Genomic DNA, 24,601 nt, shown 5'->3' on the forward strand with positions numbered 1-24,601 from the left:
GCGGCGGCGCTCACGGCACCAGCACGGCAGCGCCGTCGAACCGGCCCGCGCGCAGATCCTCGAGCGCCTGATTGGCCTGTTCCAGTGGATAGACCGTCGTCTTGACGACGATCCCGATCTGCGGGGCGAGCGCGAGGAATTCGATCCCATCCTGCCGGGTGAGATTGGCGACCGAGACGAGCCGGCGCTCCTCCCACAGGATATCGTAAGGAAATCCGGGGATGTCGCTCATGTGGATCCCGGCGCAGACGACCGTGCCGCCCTTGCGCACCGCCTTGAGCGCCAGCGGGACGAGATCACCGTCGGGGGCATAGAGGATCGCGGCGTCGAGCGGTTCCGGCGGCACCTCGTCCGATCCGCCCGCCCAGGTCACGCCGAGGCTGCGCGCGAAGGCCTGCGTGCCGCTGTCGCCCGGGCGGGTGAAGGCGTAGATTTCGCGGCCCTGCCATCTGGCGACCTGCGCGACGATATGCCCGGCAGCACCGAAGCCGTAGAGGCCGAGCCGCTTGCCGTCCCCCGCCAGTTTCAGCGAGCGCCACCCGATCAGCCCGGCGCACAGCAACGGCGCCAGCGCCACGTCGCTCCCCGTCTCCCCCAGCGGAAAGGCGAACCGCGCGTCCGCGATCGCCGCGGTCGCGAAGCCGCCGTCGCGGGTATAGCCGGTGAACAGCGGCGCATCGCACAGATTCTCGTGCTGCTCCCGGCAATAGCGGCACACCCCGCAGGTATGTCCGAGCCACGGGATTCCGACGCGCTGCCCCAGTTCGAGGTCGGACACGCCAGCACCGATCGCGTCGATCCGGCCGACGATCTCGTGACCCGGAATGATCGGCGATTTCGGATCGGGCAATTCGCCATCGAAGACATGCAGGTCGGTCCGGCAGACGCCGCAGGCGAGCACTATCACGCGCACCTGGCCCGGGCCGGGCTGCCGGTCGGGCAGGTCGGTCCAGACGAGCGGGGTGCCGGGATGGGTGAGGATCATCGCCTTCATGGTCGGTGGCTTCCAGCTGGGCGGGCGGAACGCCATCACCGTTCCCACGAGCGGGAGCGGCAACCGCTCCGGGCGAGATCGTCACGGTGCACCGCGCCGGTGGCGGCGGGAAGGTTCGGAAACTACGCAGATTTCGCGGGAGCAACGCGATCGGGCGGGGGCGCGGCGGCCTAGGTACTTTCCGACGCTGATATCGCGCGGCCATGGCTTCTATCTCGCCGTCCTGAACCGGGAGTGCGCAAACCATGGCCTATCAAAGTCTCAATCCGTTCGACGGGGCGCTCGTCCAGGCGTTCGACACGGTTGCGGATGCGGTGCTCGAGACCAAGCTCGCTGCCGCGCAAAGCTGCTTCGAAACGTGGCGGCACACACCCTATGCCGAACGCGCCAGAATCATCGCAAAGGCGGGGGAACTGCTGGCCGCGCGGACCGATACGCTCGCGCGTCTCGCCACCGTGGAAATGGGGAAGCGCATCGCCGAAGCGCGTGGCGAGGTCGCGTTCAGTGCACGGATCATGGACTATTATGCCACCCATGCCGAAGCCTTCCTTGCCCCCGTACGCCTCGATCCGGCGGGCGGCGAAGCGCATATGGAGAGCAGCCCGATCGGCGTGATCTTCTGCGTCGAGCCGTGGAATTTCCCGTATTATCAGCTCGCGCGGGTCGCCGGGCCACATCTGATGGCGGGCAACACGCTGGTCGTGAAACATGCCGGGATCGTGCCGCAATGCGCGATCGCGTTCGAGGCGCTGCTGATCGAGGCGGGCGCGCCGGTCGGGCTCTATACCAATCTGCTGATCAGCCATGCGCAGTCCGACCGCGTGATCGATGACCCCCGGATCAAGGGCGTCGCCCTGACCGGCAGCGTCGACGCGGGGCGCAGCATCGCCGCGCGCGCCGGGCGGAACCTGAAAGTCTCATCGATGGAGCTCGGCGGCAGCGATGCGTTCATCGTGCTGGGGGATGCCGATCTCGATCTCGTCATTCCCTGGGCGGTGTGGGGCCGGATGTACAATTGCGGCCAGACCTGTTGTGCCGCGAAACGCTTCATCGTTGTCGACAGCATGGCGGACGCGTTCCTCGCGCGGTTCGAGGCGGCGCTCGGCGCACTGGTGCCGGGCGATCCGCTCGACGCAGCGACCACACTCGGCCCGATGTCGACCGAGCAGGCGCTGCTCGACCTGGTGGCGCAAGTCGATGGCGCAGTCGCGCATGGGGCGAGGGTGGTGCTGGGCGGCGCGCGGATCGATCGTCCGGGTGCGTTCATGGCCCCGACGATCCTGACCGACATCGCACCCGACAACCCCGCGTTCCGCGCCGAATTCTTCGGGCCGGTCGCGTCCTTCTTCCGCGTGGCGGATGAGGATGCGGCGATCGTACTCGCCAATGATTCCGATTTCGGGCTCGGCGGCTCGGTGTGGACGCGCGACGTCGCGCGGGGGCGGCGTGTCGCGAGCCGGGTCGAGACCGGCATGATGTTCATCAACAACATCGACTGGACCGATGCCGCGCTGCCGTTCGGCGGGATCAAGGACTCGGGCTACGGACGCGAGCTTGGCGCGATGGGCATCCAGCAATTCGTCAACAAGAAGCTGGTCCGCCTCCACGCGATCCCCGCGCCGGCCTGACCGCTCGATCCGTTCTTCTATCGCTCCCCCCAACCGGAAGGCTTTTTCATGATCGCCAAAACCATGCACGCCGCCGTCGTCACCGCATTCGGCAAGCCCCTCGAATTACTGGAATACCCCGTGCCCATGCCGGGTCCCGGCCAGATCCTCGTCAAGACCGAGGCGTGTGGCGTGTGCCATACCGATCTGCACGCTGCGAAGGGCGACTGGCCGGTCAAGCCCAACCCGCCGTTCATCCCCGGGCATGAGGCGATCGGCATCGTCGTCGCGCTCGGCGCGGGCGTCACGCTGGTCAAGGAAGGCGACCGGGTCGGCGTGCCGTGGCTCTATTCGGCGTGCGGGCATTGCGAATATTGCCTGTCGGCATGGGAGACGGTCTGCCCCGAAGCAAAGTTCGGCGGCTATACGCAAAATGGCGGGTTCGCCGACTATGTCCTCGCCGATCCCAATTATGTCGCGCACATCCCCAAGGGCCTAAGCCCGACCGAGGCCGCGCCGCTGATCTGCGCCGGGATCACCACCTACAAGGGCATCAAGGAAACCGAAGCCAGGCCGGGGGAATGGATCGCGATCTCCGGGTGCGGCGGGCTCGGGCATCTGGCGATCCAGTACGCCAAGGCGATGGGGCTGAACGTCTGCGCGGTGGATATCGACGACGGCAAGCTCGCGCACGCCACCCGGCTCGGCGCGGAGATGGTGATCAACGCCCGCACGCAGAACCCCGCCGAGACGCTCAAGGCCGCGATCGGTGGCGGCGCGCATGGCGTGCTGATCACCGCGCCGTCCTTGGCCGCGTTCAAGCAGGGGATCGAGATGACTCGCAAGCGCGGCACCTGCGCGCTCGTCGGCCTGCCGCCGGGCGAGTTCCCGACGCCGTTGTTCGACGTGGTCGCGAATTGCATCACGATCCGCGGATCGTTCGTCGGCACGCGCAAGGACATGGCCGAATGCCTGCAATTCGCCGCGGACGGCAAGGTGAAGGCGGATATCGAGCTGCAGCCTTTGGCCGCGATCAACACGGTCTTCGATCGGCTGGAAAAGGGCGACGTCCCGTCGCGCGTCGTGCTCGATTTCACCGGCGCATAGAATGCGCGATCGGTCGGCGCGCCCGATGGCAAGGCGCGCCGGCCGAACGATCGATGCGGGCGACGTAACTGGGGGCGGCGGACCCGATCCGGTTTGAGGACGTCGCCGCCGACGCTGACCGTTTTTTTCGGGCGCATCTTCGAAGCCGACTTTTCCCTTCACGCGATCAGGGCGCGAGATACGCGGTCCGCTCGACGGGACAAATCGCACAAGCCTGATGTCGGCGGGCACGTCGCAGGTCTGGCTTGACGAACACGACGCGCGGGTAAGCGCCCTTCGCGGTGGTCGCACCTTGCCGCGCGCGTCGCGGCGTAAGCCGAGGCGGGCCGGAGGCGTCGGATGGCGTAGTCGGTCGAAGGAGGGTACGGCAAAACAGTCGGCGAGACGGGGCCGGAAGAACCAGGGCTTTCCACCGTGCCACGAGCACGCTGTTGGCGATATGGTTCCGGTCCGCGAAAATGCCCTGACGCTCGCCTTCGAGCAGGGCTTCCAGTTCGCCGCCAAGCCGGTGACGGCCGAGATCGTAGAGCAGGTGCTGTCGCGCGCGATCGACGATCTCGAACCCACGCTGACGCGCAACGGATATGACGCAGGCTCGCTTGTCAGCCATTTCAACAGCCGGCCGTCCGACGTGCGGGCGTTCCACGCTGAAACGCTGGATGCAGAACACACACGCGAATTGATCGAACGGCTGCGCGAAGCAGGGGTGCCTGTATGATGCGCGCCGCACTCGCAGTGGTATCGTTCATTTCTGCTGCCCTACTTCTCACCGGCTGTTGTGGGTTGTTGGGCGAGCCCGCGCGCGAGGAGGTGGCGTGAGCGCGTCATCCAGGAACTCGAAGCCCTGGTAGAGGTGCGTGCGATCGGGATCGTCCCAATGCACCCTGAGATCGCCGGGGTTCATCGAGCGCCTACTGTCCGCCATGCTGCTGACGTGGACAGATCACCACCGTGCGTCCCGGCGCATGCACGACATTGCCCGCCATACCGCCGATCCGCCCGGCGGGAGAATGGCCTGCACCCTATTGAGAAGTCGTCGAACCACGTTCGGGCGCGACGGTTCGGCTTGCTGCTCCAGCTCCGTTGCCTTTACGATCGCAACTTCGACGCATTCGGCATTCTGGCTCATTTATCAAAACGTCCCATTGTCTGATTATGCTTGCACGCGGTCCTGATCATCTTCGCGACTACTTATTAAGAATTCTGCATGCTGGTGTGGTGGATGCGGATGGGTTCTCAAGCCCGCGATCACACCGTTAGCATTGCTTGCGTCACCATCGTGAAGCTCTCTACGATCCCGGCGTCTTCGGTCTCGAACCGATCCCATAGGCCGGCGAAGCAGATGAAGCCGCTCCGCGATGGTCTTGCCGTTGACCGTGCCCGTCACGACCGTCGTCTATGCCTCGGCAGCGGCAAGCCGCGCTTGATCCTCTGGCCGGATCTCGTGCGGCTTCTCGGTTCCAGCAGGAGCGGCCGCTCGCTGCGAAATCCACTTCTTTGCTCGCAGCGCGGGCTTCTCGACCCAATGCCAAGACAGGATCGCGAACCCCAGGGTCAGGATCAACGACATCGGGAACAGGATCCACCACACCCGCGCCTGCGGCAGCGCCCAAGCGGCCGAAAAATATCGGCAAGATGGCTCCAAAGGCGGGATTGAGAACGGCGATCTTCGCGCCTTTGGCCGCTGTTCCGTAACAGACATGGAATGTATGGAGGAAGATGATGCTGGCGGACAGAGAGAACCGCCAAAAATAAAGCCCCGGGCCGGCGCCGCGATATTTTTCGAGTTCATCGCTCACCATCGGCCTATTCGCAAAGCGCGACATCATGTGTTTTCGGCTGTCATCGCCCCATCCCCCGTACAGCATGCCCCACGCCGATGACTGTTTGATATCAGGTAAAACGATCCGCGCCAGTATTTGATGAGGGCGCTCCAACGCTATAGTTCAGGACGTTGCACCAAGACGGGATCTGCCTCCACAAGCTTCCTATTTTGCTGCGCGCCAGACCGCTCCAGCTACACCAAAATCCCATTGAACGGCCCGCTGACGTTCTGCGACCGGCCGATCGGCTCGTCATAGCTGGCGGATTCTGTGCTTTCCCCCGGCAGCACCGTAAAGACGCGCGCGCAGTGCCTCGCCGCCATGGCGATCATCTCCGTCCGCCCGCGGAAATATATAAGGGAAAGAGCCGCGGGTTCGTATGATCTTGTATGCGGAGGCTGGGCTATGACCTCATGATCTTCGACAGGGTTTCGTCCGGCTCTTCGAGCTGAGTTCGCTTCCAGCTGCACCGCGCAACCGTCTGCGACGTGGCATCGCGGCTGGAGCCATATCTGTTCCTGGCGCATCACACGTGGAAGCGGCCGCGTGCTGTGCCCGCATCACCGTTCCAGAGGGCGCGCGCGATCGCTGGGCGATTGCTCCCCTTCGGTATCTCCTCCGAGGACCTGGTAGAGTGTGACGCGGTTGCTCACCGCCGCGAGATCGGTCGCGATCTTGGTCTGGCGCGCGGTGTAATAGGTCCGCTGCGTCACCAGCGCCGAGAGGTAGGTGTCGATCCCTTCGCGATAGCGCGCCTCCGCCAGCGTATTGGCCTGGCCCGAGGCGCGCAGCAGATCGGCTTGCGCCGCCTGCTGCCGCTCGATCGTCCCGGCGCGCGCGAGCGCATCGGCGACTTCGCGGAATGCGCTCTGCACCGCTTTCTCATATTGCGCGAGGTACAGGTCGCGCTGCGCCTCGCTGTACGCGAGATTGCCGCGGTTGGTGCCGCCGAAGATCGGAACGCTCGCCGACGAGTTCCCCGACCAGGAGAAGGCACCGCCGCTGAATAGCGAGGACAGCGCGGTGCTGGCGAAGCCGACTGCCGAGGTGAGTGTGATCGTCGGGAAAAACGCTGCGCGCGCTGCCCCGATATTGGCGTTGGCGCCGATCAGGGCATGCTCGGCCTCGATGACGTCGGGGCGGCGCAGCAGCGCCTCCGACGACACCCCGACCGGAACCTTGGTGATCCCGCCCAGCAGGCTGTCGAGCTTGCCTGGCAACAGGGCATCCTCGACCGGGGCGCCGACCAGCAGGTCGAGCGCGTTGCGGTCCTGCGCGACCTGGGTCGTGGCATTCTCGACGTCGGAGCGCGATTGCGCATTGGTCGTCTCGATCGAGCGGACATCGACCTTGCCGGTCAGCCCCGCATCGTTGAGCGAGCGCGTCAGCCGGAGCGAGCGCGCGGTGCTGGCGACGGTGTCCTGCGCGACCGCGAGCAGATCCTGGTCGGCGGCGAGCGTCGCATAGGCCGTGGCAGTCTCGGCGATCAGCGCGAGGCGCGTGTTGCGCGCGCCCGCCTCGGTGGCGAGATAGGTCTCGAACGCCGCTTTGCTGAGATTCTTGAGCCGCCCGAACAGATCGATCTCGAATCCGCTCACCCCGACGTCGGCGGAGTAGCTGTCGATCGCCCCGGTCGCATTGCCGCCGCGCGACAGCGAGGGGCCGCCGCTCGCAGAGACCGTGGGCAGCTGTGACGCGCGCTGCACACGGTATTGCGCGCGCGCCGCGGCGATATTGGCGACGGCCGCGCGCAGATCGCGATTGTTGGTGAGCGCACGGTCGATGATCGTCCGCAGGCTGGGATCGGTGAAGACATCGCGCCACGCCAGCGGCGTCTGCGGGCTGGATGCAGCGGCGGCATAGGCCGGCCCGGTCGGAAAGCTCGGCGCGACCGGCGGCGCCGGCCGGACATAGACCGGCGCGAGATTGCACCCCGACAGCAGCGCTGCAGTCGCGACGACGAGGAACGGCTGGCGCATCACTTGGTCTCCGGCGCTGGCAAGGCAGGCGCGTCGTCACGGTGGTCCGGATCGGTCTTGTCCATGCCGAACAGGCGCCCGACCAGGACGAAGAACATCGGCACGTAGAAGATCGCGATCGCAGTGGCGGTCAGCATCCCGCCGATCACCGCGGTGCCGATCGCGATCCGGCTCTGCGCCCCCGCCCCGGTCGCGATCGCGAGCGGAACGACGCCCGCGATGAAGGCAAGGCTCGTCATCAGGATCGGCCGCAACCGCACCTTGGCCGCCTCCAGCGCGGCATCGAGCGCATTCTTGCCCGCCTTGTGCGCATCCTCGGCGAATTCGACGATCAGGATCGCATTCTTCGCCGCCAGCCCGATCGTGGTGAGCAAGCCGACCTGAAAATAGATGTTGTTGTCGAGCCCGCGCAACGTGACCGCAACCACCGCGCCGATCACCCCGAGCGGGATCACCAGCAACACCGCGATCGGGATCGACCAGCTCTCGTACAGCGCGGCAAGGCACAGGAACACGACGAGGACCGAGATCGCATACAGCTTGGGCGCCTGCCCGCTGGTCAGCTGTTCCTGATACGACAGTCCGCTCCATGCATAGCCGGTGCCCTTCGGCAGCTTCTGCTGCAACGCGACGATCTCCTTCATCGCCTCGCCCGAGCTCGATCCCGACGCGGCCTGCCCCTGGATTTCGTAGGAGGACTGGCCGTTGAAGCGCGACAGCGACGACGGCCCCTTGGTCCAGCTCGTCGTGGCGAAGGCTGAGAACGGCGTCATCGTGCCGGTGGAGGACGCGCGGACCATCCAATTGTCGAGGTCGCTCGGCAGCGCGCGGAACTGCGCGTCCGCCTGCATGTAGACGCGCTTGACGCGCCCGCGGTCGACGAAGTCGTTGATATAGGTGCTGCCCCAGGCCGAGCTGAGCGTCGCGGTCACGTCGCTCTCGGCAAGCCCTAGTGCTGCGAGCTTGGTCTCGTCGATATCGACATGAAGCTGCGGCGTGTCGTCGAGCGATCCCGCGCGGACGCCGGCCAGCTTGGGGTCCTTCCCCGCTGCCGCGATCAACTGGTCGCGCAGCGCAAGGAAGCGCGCCTGGCTGAGCCCGCCGGTATTGAGCAGCTCGAAGGTGAAGCCGTTCGACTGGCCGAGGCCGGAGATTGCTGGCGGCGTCAGCGCAAAGACCTGCGCATCGCGAATCGCCGCCAATTTCATCGTCGCGCGCCCGGTGATCGCATCGGCCGAATTGGCCTTGTCGCTGCGGTCCTTGAACGGCGCAAGATTGCCGAAGGCGAGCCCCGCATTCTGCCCCGACCCCGAGAAGCCAAAGCCCTGGATGCTGAGCAGGCTGGCGACGTTCTTCTTCTCGTTGGTCAGGAAGTAGTTTTCGACCTGATGCGCGACCGCGTCGGTGCGCTCGGCGGTGGCGCCGGCGGGGAGCGTGAACTGCACCAGCGCCTGCCCTTGGTCCTCGGTCGGCAAGAAGCCGGTCGGCAACCGCACGAACAGTACGGCAAGCACAACGCAGATCACCGCATAGATGCCCAGATGCACGGCACGACGCCCGACGACAATGCGCACCGCGCCGACATAGCGCGCGGTCGTGCGGGCGAACCAGCGGTTGAATTTGCCGAACGGCCCCTTGCGCGCGAGCGGGTCCTGGTGGTTCGGCTTGAGCAATGTCGCGCACAGCGCCGGCGTCAGGATCAGCGCGACGAGCACCGATAGTAGCATCGCCGAGACGATCGTGATCGAGAACTGGCGATAGATCACCCCGGTCGATCCACCGAAGAACGCCATCGGCAGCAACACCGCCGACAGCACCAGCGCGATGCCGACCAGCGCACTGCCGATCTCGCCCATCGACTTGATCGTTGCGTCGCGCGGCGACAGTCCCTCCTCGCTCATGATGCGCTCGACATTCTCGACCACGACGATCGCATCGTCGACGAGCAGGCCGATCGACAGCACCATGCCGAACAGCGTCATCGTGTTGATCGAATAGCCGAACAAAGCGAGCACGCCGAACGTGCCGAGCAGCACCACCGGCACCGCGATCGCCGGAACGAGCGTCGCGCGCCAGCTCTGCAGGAAGACGAACATCACGATCACGACGAGCACGATCGCCTCGAACAGCGTCTTGACGACTTCCTCGACCGACAGCTTGATGAAGTCGGTCGTGTCGCGCGGATAATCGATGACATAGCCGCTCGGCAGGCCGGGCTCGAGTTCCTTGACCTTGGCCTTGACCGCGGTTGCGGTGGCAAGCGCATCGGCGCCCGGCGCGAGCTGGATCGCGATCGCGCCGCCGGGATGCCCGTTGACGCGTGACACGGTGTCGTAGCTCTCATTGCCGAGTTCGATCCGCGCGACGTCGGACAGCCGCACGACCGAACCGTCGGTCTGCGCCTTGACGATAATGTTGCGGAACTGCTCGGGCGTCTGGAACCGCGACTTGGCGGTGACGGTGGCGTTGAGCCGCTGGCCGGCCGGCGCAGGCTTCTGCCCGATCTGCCCGGCCGAGACTTCGACGTTCTGCGCGCTGATCGCGGTCTGGACGTCCGACGGCATCAATTTGACCGCGGCGAGCTTGTACGGATCGAGCCAGATCCGCATCGCATATTGCGACCCGAACACCTGGCTCTGCCCGACGCCGTTCACGCGGGCGAGCGGGTCCTGATAGGTGTTGACGAGATAATCGGCGATCGCGGTCTGGTTGGCGCGGTCGGTCTTGTCATAGATCGCGACGATCATCAGGAAGTCGCTGTTCGACTTGGTGACGGTCACGCCCTGCTGCTGCACCTGGTTCGGCAGCCGCGACAGCGCCTGCTGGACCTTGTTCTGGACCTGCACTTGCGCGGTGTCGGGATCGGTGCCCTTTTCGAAGGTCACCGTGATCGACGCGCTCCCCGCCGAGCTCGAGCTCGAAGAAAAATAGAGCAGGCCGTCGATCCCGGTCAGCTGTTGCTCGAGGATCTGCGTCACGCTCGTCTCGACCGTCGCCGCCGATGCGCCGGGATAGGTCGCGCTGACCGAGACCGAGGGGGGTGCGACGTCGGGATATTGCGCGATCGCCAGCGACATCGCCGAGGCGATGCCCGCCAGCATGATCCCGATCGCCAGCACCCAGGCGAAGATCGGGCGGTTGATGAAGAAAGTGCTCATCGCTCAGTTCGCCTTGACGGCAACGGGCTTGACCAGGGCACCGGGCCTGGCCTTGTCAACGCCCTCGACGATCAGGCGGTCACCCGCCTTGAGCCCGGCGGTGATCAGCCATTTGTTGCCGATCGCGCGGTCGGCAGTGACGGTCTTCTGCACCACCTTGTTGTCCGCGCCGACCACGAGCGCGGTCGCGGCCCCCGTCGGATCGCGACTGATCCCGTCCTGCGGCGCGAGGATCGCCTTGGGCACGATCGCCTCGGGCGAGACGATGCGGACGAACATGCCCGGCAGCAGCAGATTGTTGGGATTGGGGAAGCGCGCGCGGATCGTCACGCTGCCGGTATTCTGGTCGACCGTCGCCTCGGCGAACTCGACGCGGCCCGCCTGCGGATAGTCGGTGCCATTCTCGAGCTTGAGCCGGATCGTCGCGCTCGCGGGCAATACGCCGCCCGAGGCCAGCGCCTGGCGCAGCGCGATGATCTTGGCCGAGGATTGGGTGATGTCGACGAAGATCGGGTCCAGCCGCTGGATCGTCGCGAGCGCGTCGGTCTGGCTCGCCGTGACGAGTGCGCCCTGGGTATAGGCCGAGCGACCGATCCGCCCACTGATCGGCGCGGTGATCCGCGTGAAGGCGAGGTTGATCCGCGCGGTGCGCAGCGTTGCCTGTGCCTCGGCGACCGAGGCGCGGGCCTGGCCAGCCGCGGCGATGACATCGTCCTTGTCCTGCTTGCTCACCGCCTCGATCTCGGTCAGCCGGCCATAGCGCGCCGCCTTGGCGGTCGCGGTAACGGCATTGGCCTGCGCGTTGGCGAGCGATGCGGTCGCCTGCTGGACGGTCGCGCGGTAGAGTGACGGGTCGATCTGGTAGAGGGGCTGCCCCGCCTTCACGAGCGCGCCTTCGGTGAACAGCCGTGCCTTGATCAGCCCCGAAATCTGTGGCCGGACTTCCGACGACATGAACGCCGCGGTCCGCCCGGGGAGCTCGGTCGTTAGCGTCACCGACCCGGCGGCCAACGTCACCACGCCGACCTCGGGCGTCGGCATCGCGGGCGGCCCTGCCGGCTTGCCGCACGCGCCGAGCCCCAGCAGCAGCGGCGCGACAAGCAAGGCAGCCGAGCGGGCTGGCATCGAACGGGGCATCGTCATCTCCGGGGCAGTCGACCGAGCTGTCACACCTGCGCAGCGTGCCCTGCACCTCGCGGGCGGGTGCAAACAGGCAAGGTTGATGTCGCGACCAGTGGATCGGTATTGCCGTGTAGCGGCGCACGACGCGGTGTATCGACGTGTATCAGCCCCCCGGATTTGAAGACTTGGTCATCACGCGATGCTATCGACAGCCATGGTCCCAAGCCTCGATCCCGCTCAGAGCCGCGTCCTGGTCGTCGATGATGACGAGGATATCCGCGAGCTGATCATCGCCCAGTTGGTGCGCGACGGACATGAAGTGGTCGGCGTCGGCACGGTTGCCGATATCCGCCCTGCGCTCGCCGAACGCCCCGCCGACCTGATCGTGCTCGATCTCAACCTGCCCGATGGCGATGGCCTCAATCTGTGCCGCGAGCTGCGCACGCAGGGCATCACGATCGGCGTGATCATGGTGACGGCGCGCGACAGCGCGATCGATCGCGTGCTCGGGCTCGAACTTGGAGCCGACGACTATCTCACCAAACCGTTCGAACCGCGCGAACTCGTCGCGCGAGTGCGCAACCTGCTGCGCCGGACGCGGGACGAAGCGAGCAACAAGTCGCGGAACGCGCGCACCGCGACCTTCGGCGGCTGGCGGCTCGATCTGGTCCAGCGCCGCCTCGTCGCGCCCGACGATCGTCTGGTGATGCTGTCCTCGGCCGAGTTCCGCTTGCTCAGTCGGTTCACCGAAGCGCCCAACGTCGTGCTCACGCGGGAGGAATTGCTTCCCGAACGCGCCGCGACGGTCACCTTCGATCGCTCGATCGACCTGCAAATCAGCCGCTTGCGCCAGAAGATGGCGAGCGTGCCCGGCGGGGACGCGCTGATCCTGACCGTGCGCAACGAAGGCTATGTACTGGCGAGCGATGTCACTTACGACTGAACCCCCGACGCTGCTCGCCCGCGCGCGCGATTTCGTCGGGTCGATGGCGGGGCGAATCTTCCTGATCCTGGCGATCGGCATGTCGGTAGCATCGATCGGATCCTTGTTCGTCGCGGAACAGGCCCGCCTTCACGATTTCGAGCATGTTCGGTTGGAGCGCGTAGCGCTGAGCACGGTCGACGTGGTCAATCGGTTGCAGCAATCTCCCGATGTCTTTGGCAGGCTGCTCGCCGAACGGCGGATTTTCGGTGCGATCCCCGCCCCGGCCAACATTGCGAAGGTTCGTCCGAATTCCGATCTATCGGAGATCTTGCGGCTGCGCCTTGGCGCCGCGGCCCGGCCTGAGGCGGGTCAAGTGCCGAGCCGTCTGTGCTTGCCGCAACCAACGCGCGACATCGGCCGACTCGCTGCCGGCATCGCCGACCTGCCCGAGCCGGATTGCTGGGTGATCCGCTTCACCGACCATGCAGGCGTCGCGCACGCGCTTGCGATCCTGCTTCCGGCCTTGATCCTGCCGCGCAGTTCGACGCTCGACCCCGCGTACCTTTCGATCGTGATCGGTGCGAGCGCCTTGCTCGCGATGATCGTCGGGCGGCTCGCCGCGGCACCCCTGCGGCGGCTTGCCGAAGCCGCACGCGCGATCTCGATCGCGTCCGAACCGGAACCCGTCGTCGAGCGCGGCCCGACCGAGGTGCAGGCGGCGCTGCATTCCTTCAACGTGATGCAGCAGCGCGTGCGCGACGGCGTGCGTGATCGAACGCAATTGCTCGCGGCGATCAGCCACGATCTGCAGACCCCACTGACCCGCCTCCGCTTGCGGCTGGAGCAAGTCAGCGACGAAACGCTGCGCGAGCGGCTTACCGCGGATCTCGTCGCGACCCAGACCCTGGTTCGCGAAGGGCTGGAGCTGGCGCGTAGCAGCGAGAATCGCGAGCCCTTGTCGAGCGTCGATATCGATTCCCTGCTCTCGAGCATCGCGGAGGATTCGCGCGACGTCGGGTCGGATGTGCAATTTGTCGGCGGCTGCAACGCCGTTACGCGCGTCAAGCCCAACGCGCTTGCCCGCACCATCGTCAATCTGGTCGACAATGCCGTAAAATATGGCGGTAGCGCACGGATCGACTGTTGGGAAACGCCGGGCAAGTTGACGATCACGATCCGCGACTTCGGATCTGGCATTCCAGACAGTCGTATCGAAGCGATGTTCGCACCGTTCGAGCGCGGCGAGGCAAGTCGCTCGCGATCGACCGGCGGAACTGGCCTGGGCCTGACGATCGCGCGTGCGCAAGCACGGACGTTCGGCGCGGAAGTGACGCTGTCCAACCATCCTGCGGGAGGTTTATTGGCAACGATTGTGGTCCCTCGAGTCACGCGATAATCTTTGTTGACGAACACCGCCGTTGCGCGGCGCCATGCCCGCGGCCAAGCCGAGGGCACGGCGTGCGCAGATCAGGACTTCAACTTTGTCACAGGTGCGATCCTGACAGCGCCTTACCCCGCATCACGCGGGATGGTACGTCGATCTCATCGAAGATCCCGTGCGCCAAGCCATAGGACGTCGTCCGTGACGGTCGCGCCGGCAGGAGACAGCCGGTCCAGTCCCATCGCCTCGTAGAAGCCGATCGCCGAAGCGTTCCTCGGATCAACGCCAAGGTGAAATCCGGTGGAGCCCATCGCTCGGGCGCGCGCATGCCAGGCGATCAACAACGCGCGACCGTGGCCCCGGCCTTTGAGGCGCGGGAGAAGGTTGATGTGGAGATGGGACGGGTAGGCATCCACCAGCCAATCGGGGGAACGGGGCGGATGATGGGTCATCTGGATGATGTTGGAGTCCCGCGCCGTACGCCAATCCGCGCCGCTGACCGGTGACAAGGGATAGCGCCGCCGCAACGCTGGCCACCATCGTAGCTCTAGCAGAGCCTCAAACGTTCGGCTGTGCAGTGCACCCACGCAGTATCCCGCCACTCCGTGCTGATCCTCGACCACCAATGCGAGTTCGGGCTCGAAGGTGCCGTATGGGGCAGCGTAGACATGCCCGAGCAGATCCCGGTCGTTGAATTCGCGAGAGGCGTCAGAGCCACTATCGCCGGTTGCGATAGCGATGGCGTACAGGGCGTCGATGTCGGTCGACGCATAATTGCGGATGATCGGCATGGGCGGGGCGTAGACTTATCGCTTCAAATGGACCGAGGACAGCTCGGCCCTGGTCAAGCTGACCCTCCACACGAGCGTTACCCTCTCGGCCGATACAATGCATCGAGCGTGCTCGGCCCTTTGCCCGTTCGTACCAGATGCGGGTAGCGCAGCCCCCCGGTCCACGTCACGGCGACGGTGCGGTAGGTCTTGCCCTGCTTGATCAGGAGCGCGATCGGCTTCCCATCGTTCTTGGCCCGCGTGATCGCCGCCTTCAGCCCATCATCGTCATAGGCATCGCCATCGACCGCGGTAATCTTACTGCCGACGCTGAGCCCGGCCGCGAACGCCGGGCCGTTCCAGATCACCCCGGTGACGGCGCCTTCCTTGCCGACTTTCAGGCCGAGCGAGTAGCTCAAGTCGAGGGTCTCGCCGGCCTTTTCGCGCGCCGTCCAGACATGGCCAGGCTGGTCCGAATAGGTCAGCGCGTAACCACCACGCGCCAGCCCGTCGAGCGGTGGCTGCGGTGCGAGCTCATCCACGCGGGCGTGGAGAAAACTCGCCCAGTCATAGGGTTGGACCTTGTTCAAGGTCGCGACGACATCGTCGAAGGTATAGGTTAATTCGCCCCAATCGCGGTCGCGCACGCCGAAAAAGGCCTTGGCGAAATCGTCGAGCGAGCGCTTTCCGCCCGACTTTTCGCGGATCAGGCTGTCGGCGTCGAGCCAGATCAACTGACCTTCTTCGTAATAGGCTTCATCGCGCTGGTAGCTCGGGAACGGCTCGGGCCGACGGTTGGACAGGATTTCCTCGTTGGTCGTGTCGACCAGCGGACGCCAGTTGCGCCCAACCTGCGCCGCATATGCGGCCGCGGTCTGCGCCAGGGAATCATAGGCATCATCGCGCGAGATCAGCCCGGCGCGGGCGGTCAGGACCTTGCCCCAGAATTGCGTCTGGCCCTCATAGACCCACAACAGGCTGTTGCGCATCGGCGTGCGGTAATCCGGCGTCCAGAGATCGGCGGGCCGACGAAACTTGCCATTCCAGCTGTGGGTGTATTCGTGCGCCAGCAGATCGCGTTCGGCGACGCCGTCGGTCCAGTTGAGGAAGCTGTCCGGTGCCATCTGGTCTTCGGACGAGCGGTGATGCTCGAGCCCGACACCGGTCAGCACGCGATCGCTCAGCGCGACGAGGAAGTCGTAGTGACTGTAATGCCGGGCGCCGTAGAGTTTGGTCGCCTGCTCGACCAACGCGCGTTCGAGCGCGAGTTGGGCCGGCGCGATGGCCAGCTGATCCGGGCGGTCGGCGACCATGTTGAGCGTGACGTCGGGCGATAACTGCTCGCTACGGGCGAAGCGGCCCGCGAACACGGGGGAATCTGCCAGCGTATCGAGCGCGACCGGCTTGTAGTGAACCGTTCCGCCCGTGGCTGGCTGGACCGGGCGCAGCGCCGTCGCGGCGGTCCAACCGGCCGGAAAGGTCGCGCTAGGCTCGACCACGATCTGACGAACGTAATGGCCGGCCGGGTACAGCATCGTCGAGATCCACTCGAGCCCAAGGAGATTGGGGGACGTTACGACCTGACCCTGATCGGCGTCGGTCGCCGAAACGAAGTCGAACGTCACGCTGATCTCGCTTACGCCGGTCGGGACGTCGACGTGGAATGCGTACATGTCGGTCTGGTCGCGTCGCCACGCGAGTACGCGGTTACCGGCGTGAAACGTCAGACCGGCGACCTTGTCGATCTGCCCCTGCGGCGCATGCGCTCCGGGCAACCATTGCGGATAGAGCAGGACGATCGGCCCCGCCTTGACCGGAATGGTTTCCGACACGCGGAACACGCCATGCGCGACGTCGGTGGCATCCACGGCGATCTTCAGTGACCCCGGATACGGCAGATCGCGCGGGGGCGGTATGCTGTCGGTTGGCAGCGTCGGTGTCGGCTTGCTCGTGCCGGTGGCCGCGGACGAATCCTGCGCGACGGCGGAAGCCGAAACGAACGGTGCAACCATCAGGAGGGAGAGGCGGGCGATCGAGAATGGGCGTGGCATGGCAAGGTCCTGCGCACGAAAGACGACATTGTCCAGTGCCGCGATCGGTCGGCTGGCGCACAAACTCGGACGGTCGTGCGCCTGCCGGAAGCGTCGGGCAATCCGCTTCCGGGCGACCGCTGCCGAACGCTTTCAGCAAGCCGACGGCAGCTGTAGCGAGGGAAGGCGGACCATGCTTATCGCAGTGGCAGGAACAGGTCCGTGATCGCTTCATGGGCTGGCACGACTGGGAAGAATTTCTTGCGTTCACAATAAAGCGGAAAATCGCGCAGGTCCTCGCCACTTCCAGGCAGCCAGTCGCGGTATAGAAAGAGCGCTGCCGGCTCGAGGTCCTCGCCAGCCGTGCCCAACACCCGCAGGGCGGCTACCCTGCCGCCGGGGATGGTTGCGGCTTCTACGCCATCGTCATTGGGGGCGATCTCGCGATCGGTGGCGACGCAGATCTGCATCCGGAACTCCGCCGGTGCGGTGACACGTGTGTCGGTCGGGAAGATCCCGTAAATCGGCAAGTCGGGATCGGTCAGGCCGTTCGCTTGGCGCCACGCGATGAAGCGCGCCACCGTGGCGGGGATCGTCGCGGGGTCGCCAACATGCGTCATGCTCGCCACCGTCGTTGACGGCAGCTCGCGGATGGTCACGTCGTCGGATGAAAAGCTCGGCATCAACTGGCTCCTTGCGTGGTGGAAGGTCGAGAACGCCGCGTCCAGCGCGGCCCAGTCCGGGGCCGCACGAAAGGCCGATGGGGCTTGTCCAAAGCGCTGACGGAACGCGCGGGCGAACGCGTCAGGCGCGTCATAGCCCGCCTCCAAGGCGACATCGGTCACGCTCGATCCACGCGCCTGTGCCAGACGGTGCGTGGCGCGCTTGAGGCGGGCAAGCTGGACGTAGCGGTGCACCGTCAAGCCGAACACTGCCGTGAACTGGCGGTGGAAATGGTATTTGGAAAACGCCGCGATTCCGCTCAGCACATCAAGGTCGAGATCATCGTCCAGATGCCGATCGATGTGGTCGAGCACGCGCACCATGCGAGCGCGGTAGCGTTGAGGCGGATCGACCAGGGCGTTCTTCATATGTGTTCCGTAGCGCGGGTCGAGCAGCGGGCGCTCGATCAATCTTGCTATTCTGCGGGAAACGCGCGCGCGGGCTCGGCAGCGCCGCTCGCCTCACGGGACGGATGTCGGCTGACCGGCAGCGCAGATGACCCCTGCGGGGGCGGACTGTGGGTCATTCGGGCGTGGACGGCGCATGACTGAACCGTGCCACGGGATCCTGGTCGGTCCCCCGCGCGAAGATCACCGTGTCGATCGGATGCATGTCCTGCTGCGCCCAACGGTCCCAGTCGCGGTGGATGAAGTCGGGTTTGCCCCATATCCGTACGGCGGAGTGATATTCCTCGCCTCGGAAGCCAACGAAGTGGAGGGCGGGCGTAATCTCGAACAGCTCTGCCATGACGTTCGTTCGCGCTCCTTCGGCGAGCCGGGCTTCCCGCAGGCGTCGGGAATGGCGGGGCTTGGATTGCAGGCACGTCCGGCCAGCGACTCCACCCGGGCTATAGCAATAGGACGCTTTTTCCGCGTAATCAGCAGAATGATCGAGCAGGCGCACACTGTCGTGGATGCCCTCGCCAAGCTTCTGGAGCTGGTGGGGGCGGCGATAATCCTTGGCGGTGTCGTGCTTGCCTCGGCAAGGTTCGCTGTCGACGGCCGGAGGACGAACTGGCGCGATGCGTATCAGCGGTATCGGGCAGGGCTGGGGCGTGGCATTCTCCTGGGGCTCGAGCTCCTCGTCGGGGCGGACATCATTTCGACGATCACCGCGCCGCTCACCTTCGCGAGCGTTGGGCTCCTTGGTGCCATCATCGCGATCCGCACCTTCCTGAGCTTCTCGCTCGAAACCGAGATTGAGGGGTGTTGGCCATGGCGGCGAACCGCGCGTGACGCGGATCGCAACAGGAGCCGCGAGCAGGGGCACGGCTAGCGTCTCGTGGCGAGGGTCCGCGCGCCGGATGGCGAGCGCTGCCGTCCGCAGGCGTCGCTGGCAATATCCGCGATGACCCGATACGGCGGACGCAGAGATCAGTGGGTGACCGACCCACGCGCCAACGCCAGAAACGTCAACTCGATCGCGGTGTCTTGACCAAAGTAAAAAACATCACGGATCTCGCCAAGCTTGCCGGGGTCAATCCCGCTACGGTCTCGCGGGCCTTGTCGAACAGCACGCTGATCAAAGCCGCGACCAAGGCACGCATCGTCGCCTTGGCGGAGGAGCACGGGTTTCGCGTGAATCAGATGGCGCAACGCTTGCGCACGCAGAAGACCGGGGTGATCGGCGTCGTCGTTCCCCTCGGCCACGAGCGCCGCCAGCATCTGTCCGATCCGTTCTTCATGGCCATGATCGCGAATTTGGCCGATGCGTTCGAGGAATCAGGGCATGATCTGATGTTGTCACGCGTCATACCCGATGCGGACGACTGGCTGGAGCGGGTCGTCGATTCGGGCATGATCGACGGGGCCTTGTTATTGGGCCAGTCGGATCAATTCAGGGCGATCGAGCGGGTCGCGGCCCGGTATCGTCCGCTCGTGGTATGGGGGCGGCACTGGCCGGAGCAGGTCCACTGTTCGGTGGGCAGCGACAATGTCGTGGGCGGCCGGATCGCGGGCGATTGCCTGATGGCGACGGGCGCGCGCAAGATCGCCTTCCTGGGGCAGCTCCGGGCGCCGGAAATCGCGCTGCGCTATCAGGGGCTTTGCATGGCGCTGGCGGCAGCGGGGGTGGACGCGCCGCGTCATCTGGCGGTTCCCATGGCATCCGAAGGGATGGAGCAGGAAATCGCTGACCATCTGGACCGGGTCGGAAAGGATATCGACGGGATCTTCGCCGCCACCGACGTGATCGCCATGCAGACGCTGCGGTTGCTCGCCGATCGCGGTTTTGGCGTTCCGGAGCAAATTCGCGTGGTCGGCTATGACGATCTGCCGATCGCGATCCAGACCGTCCCGCGGCTGACGACGATCCGGCAGAACATCGAGGAGGGAGCCAAAATCATGGCGGGAGCGCTGCTCGCCCGTCTGGCCGGGGAGGATACCCCATCCGTCCAGATGCAGCCCGTGCTCGTGCGGCGGGACACGGCGTAGCGCGCGATCCGGAAGGGGGCGTCCGCGCGCACCGACGACCCACCGTGGGACGCGTTGCAATCGTTTGATTCGCGCCATATTGCGCTCGGGCCTGGCGACTTGCGGCAGCGGGTGCCTGGCGTGGGACATGACCCGCGTGGGGACGCTGCCGCGCGCGAAAGTGAGCAAGCCGATGGGACGACCGATCATGCCGATGACGGCACGGGACCTTGATCCCGATGCGCACGCAGCCGTCGGCAGGCGGAATGCCGCGTGACGCGGGTCCGCAAGGTCGTCATCCTCGGGGGTGGAACCGCCGGCTGGATGACCGCCGCGGCGCTCAGCGCCACCTATGGCCCGTCGCTCGCCATCAGCGTGCTCGAGTCCGACGCGATCGGCACGGTAGGGGTCGGTGAGGCGACGATCCCGACGATCCACTGGTTCAACGAATTGATCGGCCTCGACGAAGCCGCCTTCGTTCGCGAAACCAAGGCGAGCTTCAAGCTCGGGATCGAGTTCGTCGACTGGACTCGTCCCGGGCATCGCTATTTCCATCCGTTCGGACGCTTTGGGGTCGATCTGGGGACGGTGCCGTTTCACCAACGGTGGCTCCGCGCACAAGCTGACGGGCTGGACCGGCCGCTCGCGGCCTATTCGCTGGCGACGCAACTGGCGGAGGCGGGGCGCTTCGCCAAGCCGGTGGGCGATCCGCGCTCGATCCTGTCGACGCTCGGCTACGCCTATCATTTCGATGCGGGGCTGTACGCGCGACACTTGCGGGGATTGGCGGAGGCGCGCGGCGTCACGCGGCACGAAGGAATGCTGACCCGGGTCGAGCGCGATCCCGCGACCGGGTTCGTCAGTGCGCTGGAGACCGACCGGGGCGATACGCTGCGCGGCGATCTGTTCGTCGACTGTTCCGGCTTTCGCGCCCTGCTGATCGGCGGAGAGATGGGCGCGCCGTTCGAGGATTGGTCGCACTGGCTGCCGTGCGACCGCGCGGCCGCGGTGCCGTGCGCGCGGATCGCCCAGACGACGCCGTTCACGCGCTCGACGCGGCGGGAAGCCGGGTGGCAGTGGCGCATCCCGCTACAGTACCGCACCGGCAACGGTTATGTCTATTCCAGCGCATTCCTGTCCGACGATGCGGCGATCGCGACGCTCCTTGCCAATCTCGATGGGGAACCGCTTGGCGATCCGCGCCTGCTCCGCTTCACGGCCGGGTTCCGGCGCGAGGCGTGGCGCGGCAACGTCGTTGCGATCGGGCTGTCGTCGGGGTTTCTCGAGCCGCTCGAATCAACCAGCATTCACCTGATCCAGAGCGGCATTGCCAAGCTTATCACGCTCTTCCCTGATGCCCAATGCGATCCCGCGCTGGCGCGGCAGTATAATGCGCTGCTGGGGCGCGACATGGATGGCATCCGGGACTTCCTGATCCTCCATTATCACGCGACGCACGGGCACGACGCGCCGCTGTGGCAGCATACGCGGACCATGGCGGTTCCGGAGACGCTGGTGGAGAAGATGAGGCATTATGCGCGGACCGGTCGGCTGATGCTGGACGCCGAGGAACTGTTCCGCGAGGCCAGTTGGCTTGCCGTGCTCGATGGTCAGGGCGTGCACGCGCACGGCCATGTACCGCTCGCGGATACGCTCGATGGCGCGACCAACCGGCGGCAGCTCGACCAAATCGAAGCGGTCGTCGCGCGCGCCGTGCCGACGCTGCCGATGCACGACGCGGCGATCCGGACGCTCACTGGCGCAGCGACATGAGCGGGCCGCGCGTGGTCGCGCGCCGCGTCGGCAAGGAAGCCGAGCCGGTCGTGATCATCGACAATTTTGCGCCGGATCCGCAAGCCCTTCGCGACTTCGCGGCCGGGCAGCCGTTCGTGCCGGCGGGGCGGCATTACCCGGGGATCAAGGCTGCGCTGCCGCCGGACTATATGCGGTCGCAGGGGCCGCTGATCGGCAAGATCCTGCGGGAGGTATTCGGCGTGCTGGGCAAGGTTTCGGTGCTGGAAGCCGACTTCTCGATCGTGACCGCCGCGTCCGACCAGCTATCGATCGAACAATGCCTGCCGCATGTCGATGCGCTGGAGCCCGGGAGGCTCGCGCTGGTCCAGTATCTGGTCCCGGAGGGGACCGACGGCACGGCGTTCTACCGGCATCGCGCGACCGGGTTCGAGACGGTCGATGCCGGGCGCAGCACGGCCTATTTCGCCAGTCTGCAGCGGGATCTGGCTGCGGCCGAAGCGGCACCCAGGTCCTATATCGCGGGGGATACCGCGCTATTCGAACAGACGGCGCTGGTTCCCGGTGTTTTCAACCGGGCGCTGCTGTATCGCGGCCGGATGCTCCATTCCGGTGCGATTGCGCGCGATGCCGCGCTGCCGGCCGATCCCGCACGCGGCCGGCTGACGGTCACCGGGTTTTTCGCGGCCGCCTGAAAACGGGCATCGTTCGTCCGGGTCCGCCCCGTGTGATCCGCCGACACCGACCGGGAGCGGAACGGTGGAGCGGACGTATCGCGGATGCCAAGGCGCGCGCTTACCCCCGCTTCGGCGGCTGGACCGCGAGATAGACCGTGCTCCACAGTTGCGCCGCGTTGGACTCGTCGACGTCCGCCTTGCCCGCGCCGAACGGAACCACGGTGTAACGGCCATCCCGGTACGCCCAGGACCACAGCTCCGAACTCTGTACCGCGCGGGTTGCGCCGATCGCCTTCCACAAGGTGGTCTGCGCGCCCACGAGCCTTGCGCGCGTTGCCGCGGGAAGGTCGGCGCGCATCAATTGCCGTTCGAGCCCGGCCGCCAGCAAAGCCTGCTGCCACGACCACACCACCGCCCCGTGATATGCTCCGGCGGTAAAGCGCGCCTGCGTCGCTGCATCGGCAAAGGCGGCGTTGGCGACGACGAGCCCCACGTCGGTCATCAGCCCGGCAGGGAAGGGGCGCGTGATCGCACCCACGAAGGTGTCGAGATCCGCCGGCGATGGCTGGCCGAACAACAGCGCGAACCCTTCGTCGGAATTGACGATCGGTACCGGGCTGCCGTCCGCGAGCAGCGACAGCGCATGAAAGACCAGTGATCCCTGCCCAAGTGCCGCAACCGGCCCGGCAGCGGGGACGCCGAGCGTCGTGGCATAGCGCCGGACCTGCGCCGCCGCGGTCGCCGCGGGAATCGAGACCTGGAACAGCCCGGGTGCCTTTGCCCGCCACGTCTGCGCCATTGCACTGGCCTGCGCGAACAGTGTCCGATCGGCGGGGGTCACATAGGCGTTGAGCAGGCCGGCGCGCTGCAGCCGATCCGCCGCCTCGAGCGCGGCCGGAACCAGCGTCGCATTGACGTCATAGGCATAGATGCCGCCGCCAAGCCCGTCATTGCTGTCCCGCCATTCGCCGGTCATGCGACCGGGTTTGATCGCGACCAGATTGCGCCAGGCCGGCGCTGCGGCGAACGCCCGTCCTTGCGCGAGCACGAAGCGCAGGTTGCGGACCAGCGCCCTGCCGACCGGCTCGGTCTTGCCCGGCTGGCTCTCGCTTGCGAGGGGGGCGGCAAGATAAGCGCGTGCGCGTGCCTGGCCAGGGCCGAGCAGATAGTCCGCCGTGATCGGCCCGAGCATGTAATCGTCATCGACCATGCCATAATCGAGATCGGCGGCGGCACCGGCGCGGCCGGCCTTGCGGTTCTCGAGCACGGCGAACTCGCCGATCCCCTCCTCATGCGCGACCTCGCCACCCGGCGACAGCCGCGCGATGACCGCGTTGAGCCCTGCTTCGATCGATCCCGTCTGGAGCGCGGGCATCAGCAGCCGCACCGACATCAGCGTATCACGTCCGAAATACGTGTCAAAACGCCACGACCCGGCCAGAAACTTCTCGCGATAGCTAAGGAAGGCGAGCGCATTGCGCGCTGCGGCGTCCTTCGCTGCCGTATCGTTGAGCAATTGCGCGAGCGGGATCGGCGTGAGCGGGGTTTCACCGGTCAGCGCGGTAATCTCGATCCGGATCCGGCCGTCCGCGCCGGCAACGATCGCGCCTTGCTCGATCCGCCCGCCGAGAACGCGCACCGCAAGCGCATAGCCCGGCGCGCCGTCGAGCCGCTGGCGACGATAGGTCAGGGTATTGCCGCTGATCTCGGGCGCTGTCGCAAGCTCCGCCGGGAAATGCCCGACCGCCTGATAGTCCCGCAGAAAACGGATGTTCGACAACACCGCCTGCCTGGGCACCAGGCGCGCCGCGTCGATGCTGGCGACCGCAAGGATCCCGTGCATCGCGCCACGAGTCAGCGGCACGGGCGCAGTATCGAGCTGCCAGGTCGCTGCCTTCTGTGTCGGTTGGAACCACAGTCCCACGCCGCTGTTCCCGGCCGGGAACGCCACCAGGATCCGCGGATCCGTGCCGTCGCGTAGGAGCAGATGCGCGGCAACGGCCTTGTCGCGGACGAACGCGTTGAGGTTCTTCCCCTCGACGACCTGATAGGCAAGCTCGGGGCGGGGGGCCTGTTGCGCGACGCTCCCGCTGGCCAGCGTAAGGAGCGCAGCGGTCGACAGCTGCAGGATCTTGTTCATTT

General features: G+C 66.1%; 20 protein-coding genes. 9 read left to right on the top strand and 11 right to left on the bottom strand.

All coding sequences use genetic code 11. The annotated features are described in order from the left end of the window. Positions 1-10 precede the first annotated feature (10 nt). Entirely contained in the window at positions 11-994 is a 984-nt protein-coding gene (locus L8K25_RS17240) for a zinc-dependent alcohol dehydrogenase family protein (protein WP_242140325.1), read from the bottom strand. A 245-nt stretch (positions 995-1,239) separates the two neighbouring features. Between L8K25_RS17240 and L8K25_RS17245 the strand changes: the two genes are divergently transcribed. The 3 genes from L8K25_RS17245 (at position 1,240) to L8K25_RS17255 (ending at position 4,426) form a co-directional block, all read left to right on the top strand. After that, a complete protein-coding gene (locus tag L8K25_RS17245; RefSeq protein ID WP_242140225.1) occupies positions 1,240-2,622 on the top strand; it encodes an NAD-dependent succinate-semialdehyde dehydrogenase in 1,383 nt (460 codons plus the stop codon). A 51-nt stretch (positions 2,623-2,673) separates the two neighbouring features. After that, a complete protein-coding gene (locus L8K25_RS17250; RefSeq protein WP_242140326.1) occupies positions 2,674-3,708 on the top strand; it encodes a zinc-dependent alcohol dehydrogenase in 1,035 nt (344 codons plus the stop codon). 439 nt (positions 3,709-4,147) lie between these two features. Continuing rightward, positions 4,148-4,426: a hypothetical protein gene (locus tag L8K25_RS17255; protein ID WP_242140226.1), complete on the top strand. Its 279-nt coding sequence runs from the start codon at positions 4,148-4,150 to the stop codon at positions 4,424-4,426. Positions 4,427-4,997: 571 nt separating this feature from the next. Here L8K25_RS17255 and L8K25_RS17260 read toward each other — a convergent pair. The 5 genes from L8K25_RS17260 to L8K25_RS17280 all read right to left on the bottom strand — a co-directional run bounded on the left by L8K25_RS17260 (position 4,998) and on the right by L8K25_RS17280 (position 11,805). Then, the gene (locus L8K25_RS17260) at positions 4,998-5,645 is read right to left on the bottom strand and encodes a hypothetical protein (protein ID WP_242140227.1); all 648 of its coding nucleotides are present in this window, start codon (positions 5,643-5,645) and stop codon (positions 4,998-5,000) included. A gap of 80 nt (positions 5,646-5,725) precedes the next feature. Next, a complete protein-coding gene (locus L8K25_RS17265) occupies positions 5,726-5,863 on the bottom strand; it encodes a hypothetical protein (protein ID WP_242140228.1) in 138 nt (45 codons plus the stop codon). 228 nt (positions 5,864-6,091) lie between these two features. Then, positions 6,092-7,510: an efflux transporter outer membrane subunit gene (locus L8K25_RS17270; RefSeq protein ID WP_242140229.1), complete on the bottom strand. Its 1,419-nt coding sequence runs from the start codon at positions 7,508-7,510 to the stop codon at positions 6,092-6,094. Beyond that, on the bottom strand, positions 7,510-10,668 hold the full coding sequence (locus tag L8K25_RS17275) for an efflux RND transporter permease subunit (RefSeq protein WP_242140230.1): 3,159 nt from the start codon (positions 10,666-10,668) through the stop codon (positions 7,510-7,512). Before L8K25_RS17275 ends, L8K25_RS17270 begins: the two co-directional genes overlap by 1 nt. Before the next feature lie 3 nt (positions 10,669-10,671). Beyond that, positions 10,672-11,805 (bottom strand): efflux RND transporter periplasmic adaptor subunit, encoded by a 1,134-nt coding sequence (locus L8K25_RS17280; protein ID WP_242140231.1) that lies wholly within the window; start codon positions 11,803-11,805, stop codon positions 10,672-10,674. 199 nt (positions 11,806-12,004) lie between these two features. On the opposite strand from L8K25_RS17280, the gene L8K25_RS17285 reads away from it, so the two are divergent. Both L8K25_RS17285 and L8K25_RS17290 read left to right on the top strand, forming a co-directional pair. Further along, entirely contained in the window at positions 12,005-12,733 is a 729-nt protein-coding gene (locus L8K25_RS17285) for a response regulator transcription factor (protein ID WP_242140232.1), read from the top strand. After that, positions 12,717-14,111: an ATP-binding protein gene (locus L8K25_RS17290; protein WP_242140233.1), complete on the top strand. Its 1,395-nt coding sequence runs from the start codon at positions 12,717-12,719 to the stop codon at positions 14,109-14,111. The genes L8K25_RS17285 and L8K25_RS17290 overlap by 17 nt, the downstream gene beginning before the upstream one ends. 146 nt (positions 14,112-14,257) lie before the next feature. Here the strand turns inward: L8K25_RS17290 and L8K25_RS17295 are convergent, their stop codons facing one another. From L8K25_RS17295 to L8K25_RS17310, 4 genes are all read right to left on the bottom strand, one after another. Further along, positions 14,258-14,887 carry a GNAT family N-acetyltransferase gene (locus tag L8K25_RS17295; protein WP_242140234.1) on the bottom strand — a complete coding sequence of 210 codons (630 nt, stop codon included), beginning with the start codon at positions 14,885-14,887 and terminating at the stop codon, positions 14,258-14,260. A 77-nt stretch (positions 14,888-14,964) separates the two neighbouring features. Next, entirely contained in the window at positions 14,965-16,917 is a 1,953-nt protein-coding gene (locus tag L8K25_RS17300; protein ID WP_242140235.1) for a peptidase M61, read from the bottom strand. Positions 16,918-17,093: 176 nt separating this feature from the next. Beyond that, positions 17,094-17,987 carry an AraC family transcriptional regulator gene (locus L8K25_RS17305; protein WP_242140236.1) on the bottom strand — a complete coding sequence of 298 codons (894 nt, stop codon included), beginning with the start codon at positions 17,985-17,987 and terminating at the stop codon, positions 17,094-17,096. A gap of 154 nt (positions 17,988-18,141) precedes the next feature. Continuing rightward, the gene (locus L8K25_RS17310; protein ID WP_242140237.1) at positions 18,142-18,366 is read right to left on the bottom strand and encodes a hypothetical protein; all 225 of its coding nucleotides are present in this window, start codon (positions 18,364-18,366) and stop codon (positions 18,142-18,144) included. 138 nt (positions 18,367-18,504) lie between these two features. Here L8K25_RS17310 and L8K25_RS17315 point away from each other — a divergent pair, with 138 nt between their 5' ends. From L8K25_RS17315 to L8K25_RS17330, 4 genes are all read left to right on the top strand, one after another. Beyond that, positions 18,505-18,894 (top strand): DUF1622 domain-containing protein, encoded by a 390-nt coding sequence (locus L8K25_RS17315; protein ID WP_242140238.1) that lies wholly within the window; start codon positions 18,505-18,507, stop codon positions 18,892-18,894. A 155-nt stretch (positions 18,895-19,049) separates the two neighbouring features. Continuing rightward, a complete protein-coding gene (locus L8K25_RS17320; RefSeq protein WP_242140239.1) occupies positions 19,050-20,051 on the top strand; it encodes a LacI family DNA-binding transcriptional regulator in 1,002 nt (333 codons plus the stop codon). A gap of 252 nt (positions 20,052-20,303) precedes the next feature. Beyond that, positions 20,304-21,803, top strand: a complete 1,500-nt coding sequence (locus L8K25_RS17325) for a tryptophan halogenase family protein (RefSeq protein ID WP_242140240.1) — start codon at positions 20,304-20,306, stop codon at positions 21,801-21,803. After that, complete coding sequence (locus L8K25_RS17330; RefSeq protein ID WP_242140241.1) at positions 21,800-22,477, top strand: DUF6445 family protein; 678 nt, start codon at positions 21,800-21,802, stop codon at positions 22,475-22,477. Before L8K25_RS17325 ends, L8K25_RS17330 begins: the two co-directional genes overlap by 4 nt. Before the next feature lie 100 nt (positions 22,478-22,577). Here L8K25_RS17330 and L8K25_RS17335 read toward each other — a convergent pair whose 3' ends face one another. Next, positions 22,578-24,599: a hypothetical protein gene (locus tag L8K25_RS17335; protein ID WP_242140242.1), complete on the bottom strand. Its 2,022-nt coding sequence runs from the start codon at positions 24,597-24,599 to the stop codon at positions 22,578-22,580. Between the last annotated feature and the right edge of the window lie 2 nt (positions 24,600-24,601).

It is taken from the genome of Sphingomonas sp. TREG-RG-20F-R18-01 (genome assembly GCF_022662475.1).
GTDB lineage: Bacteria > Pseudomonadota > Alphaproteobacteria > Sphingomonadales > Sphingomonadaceae > Sphingomonas.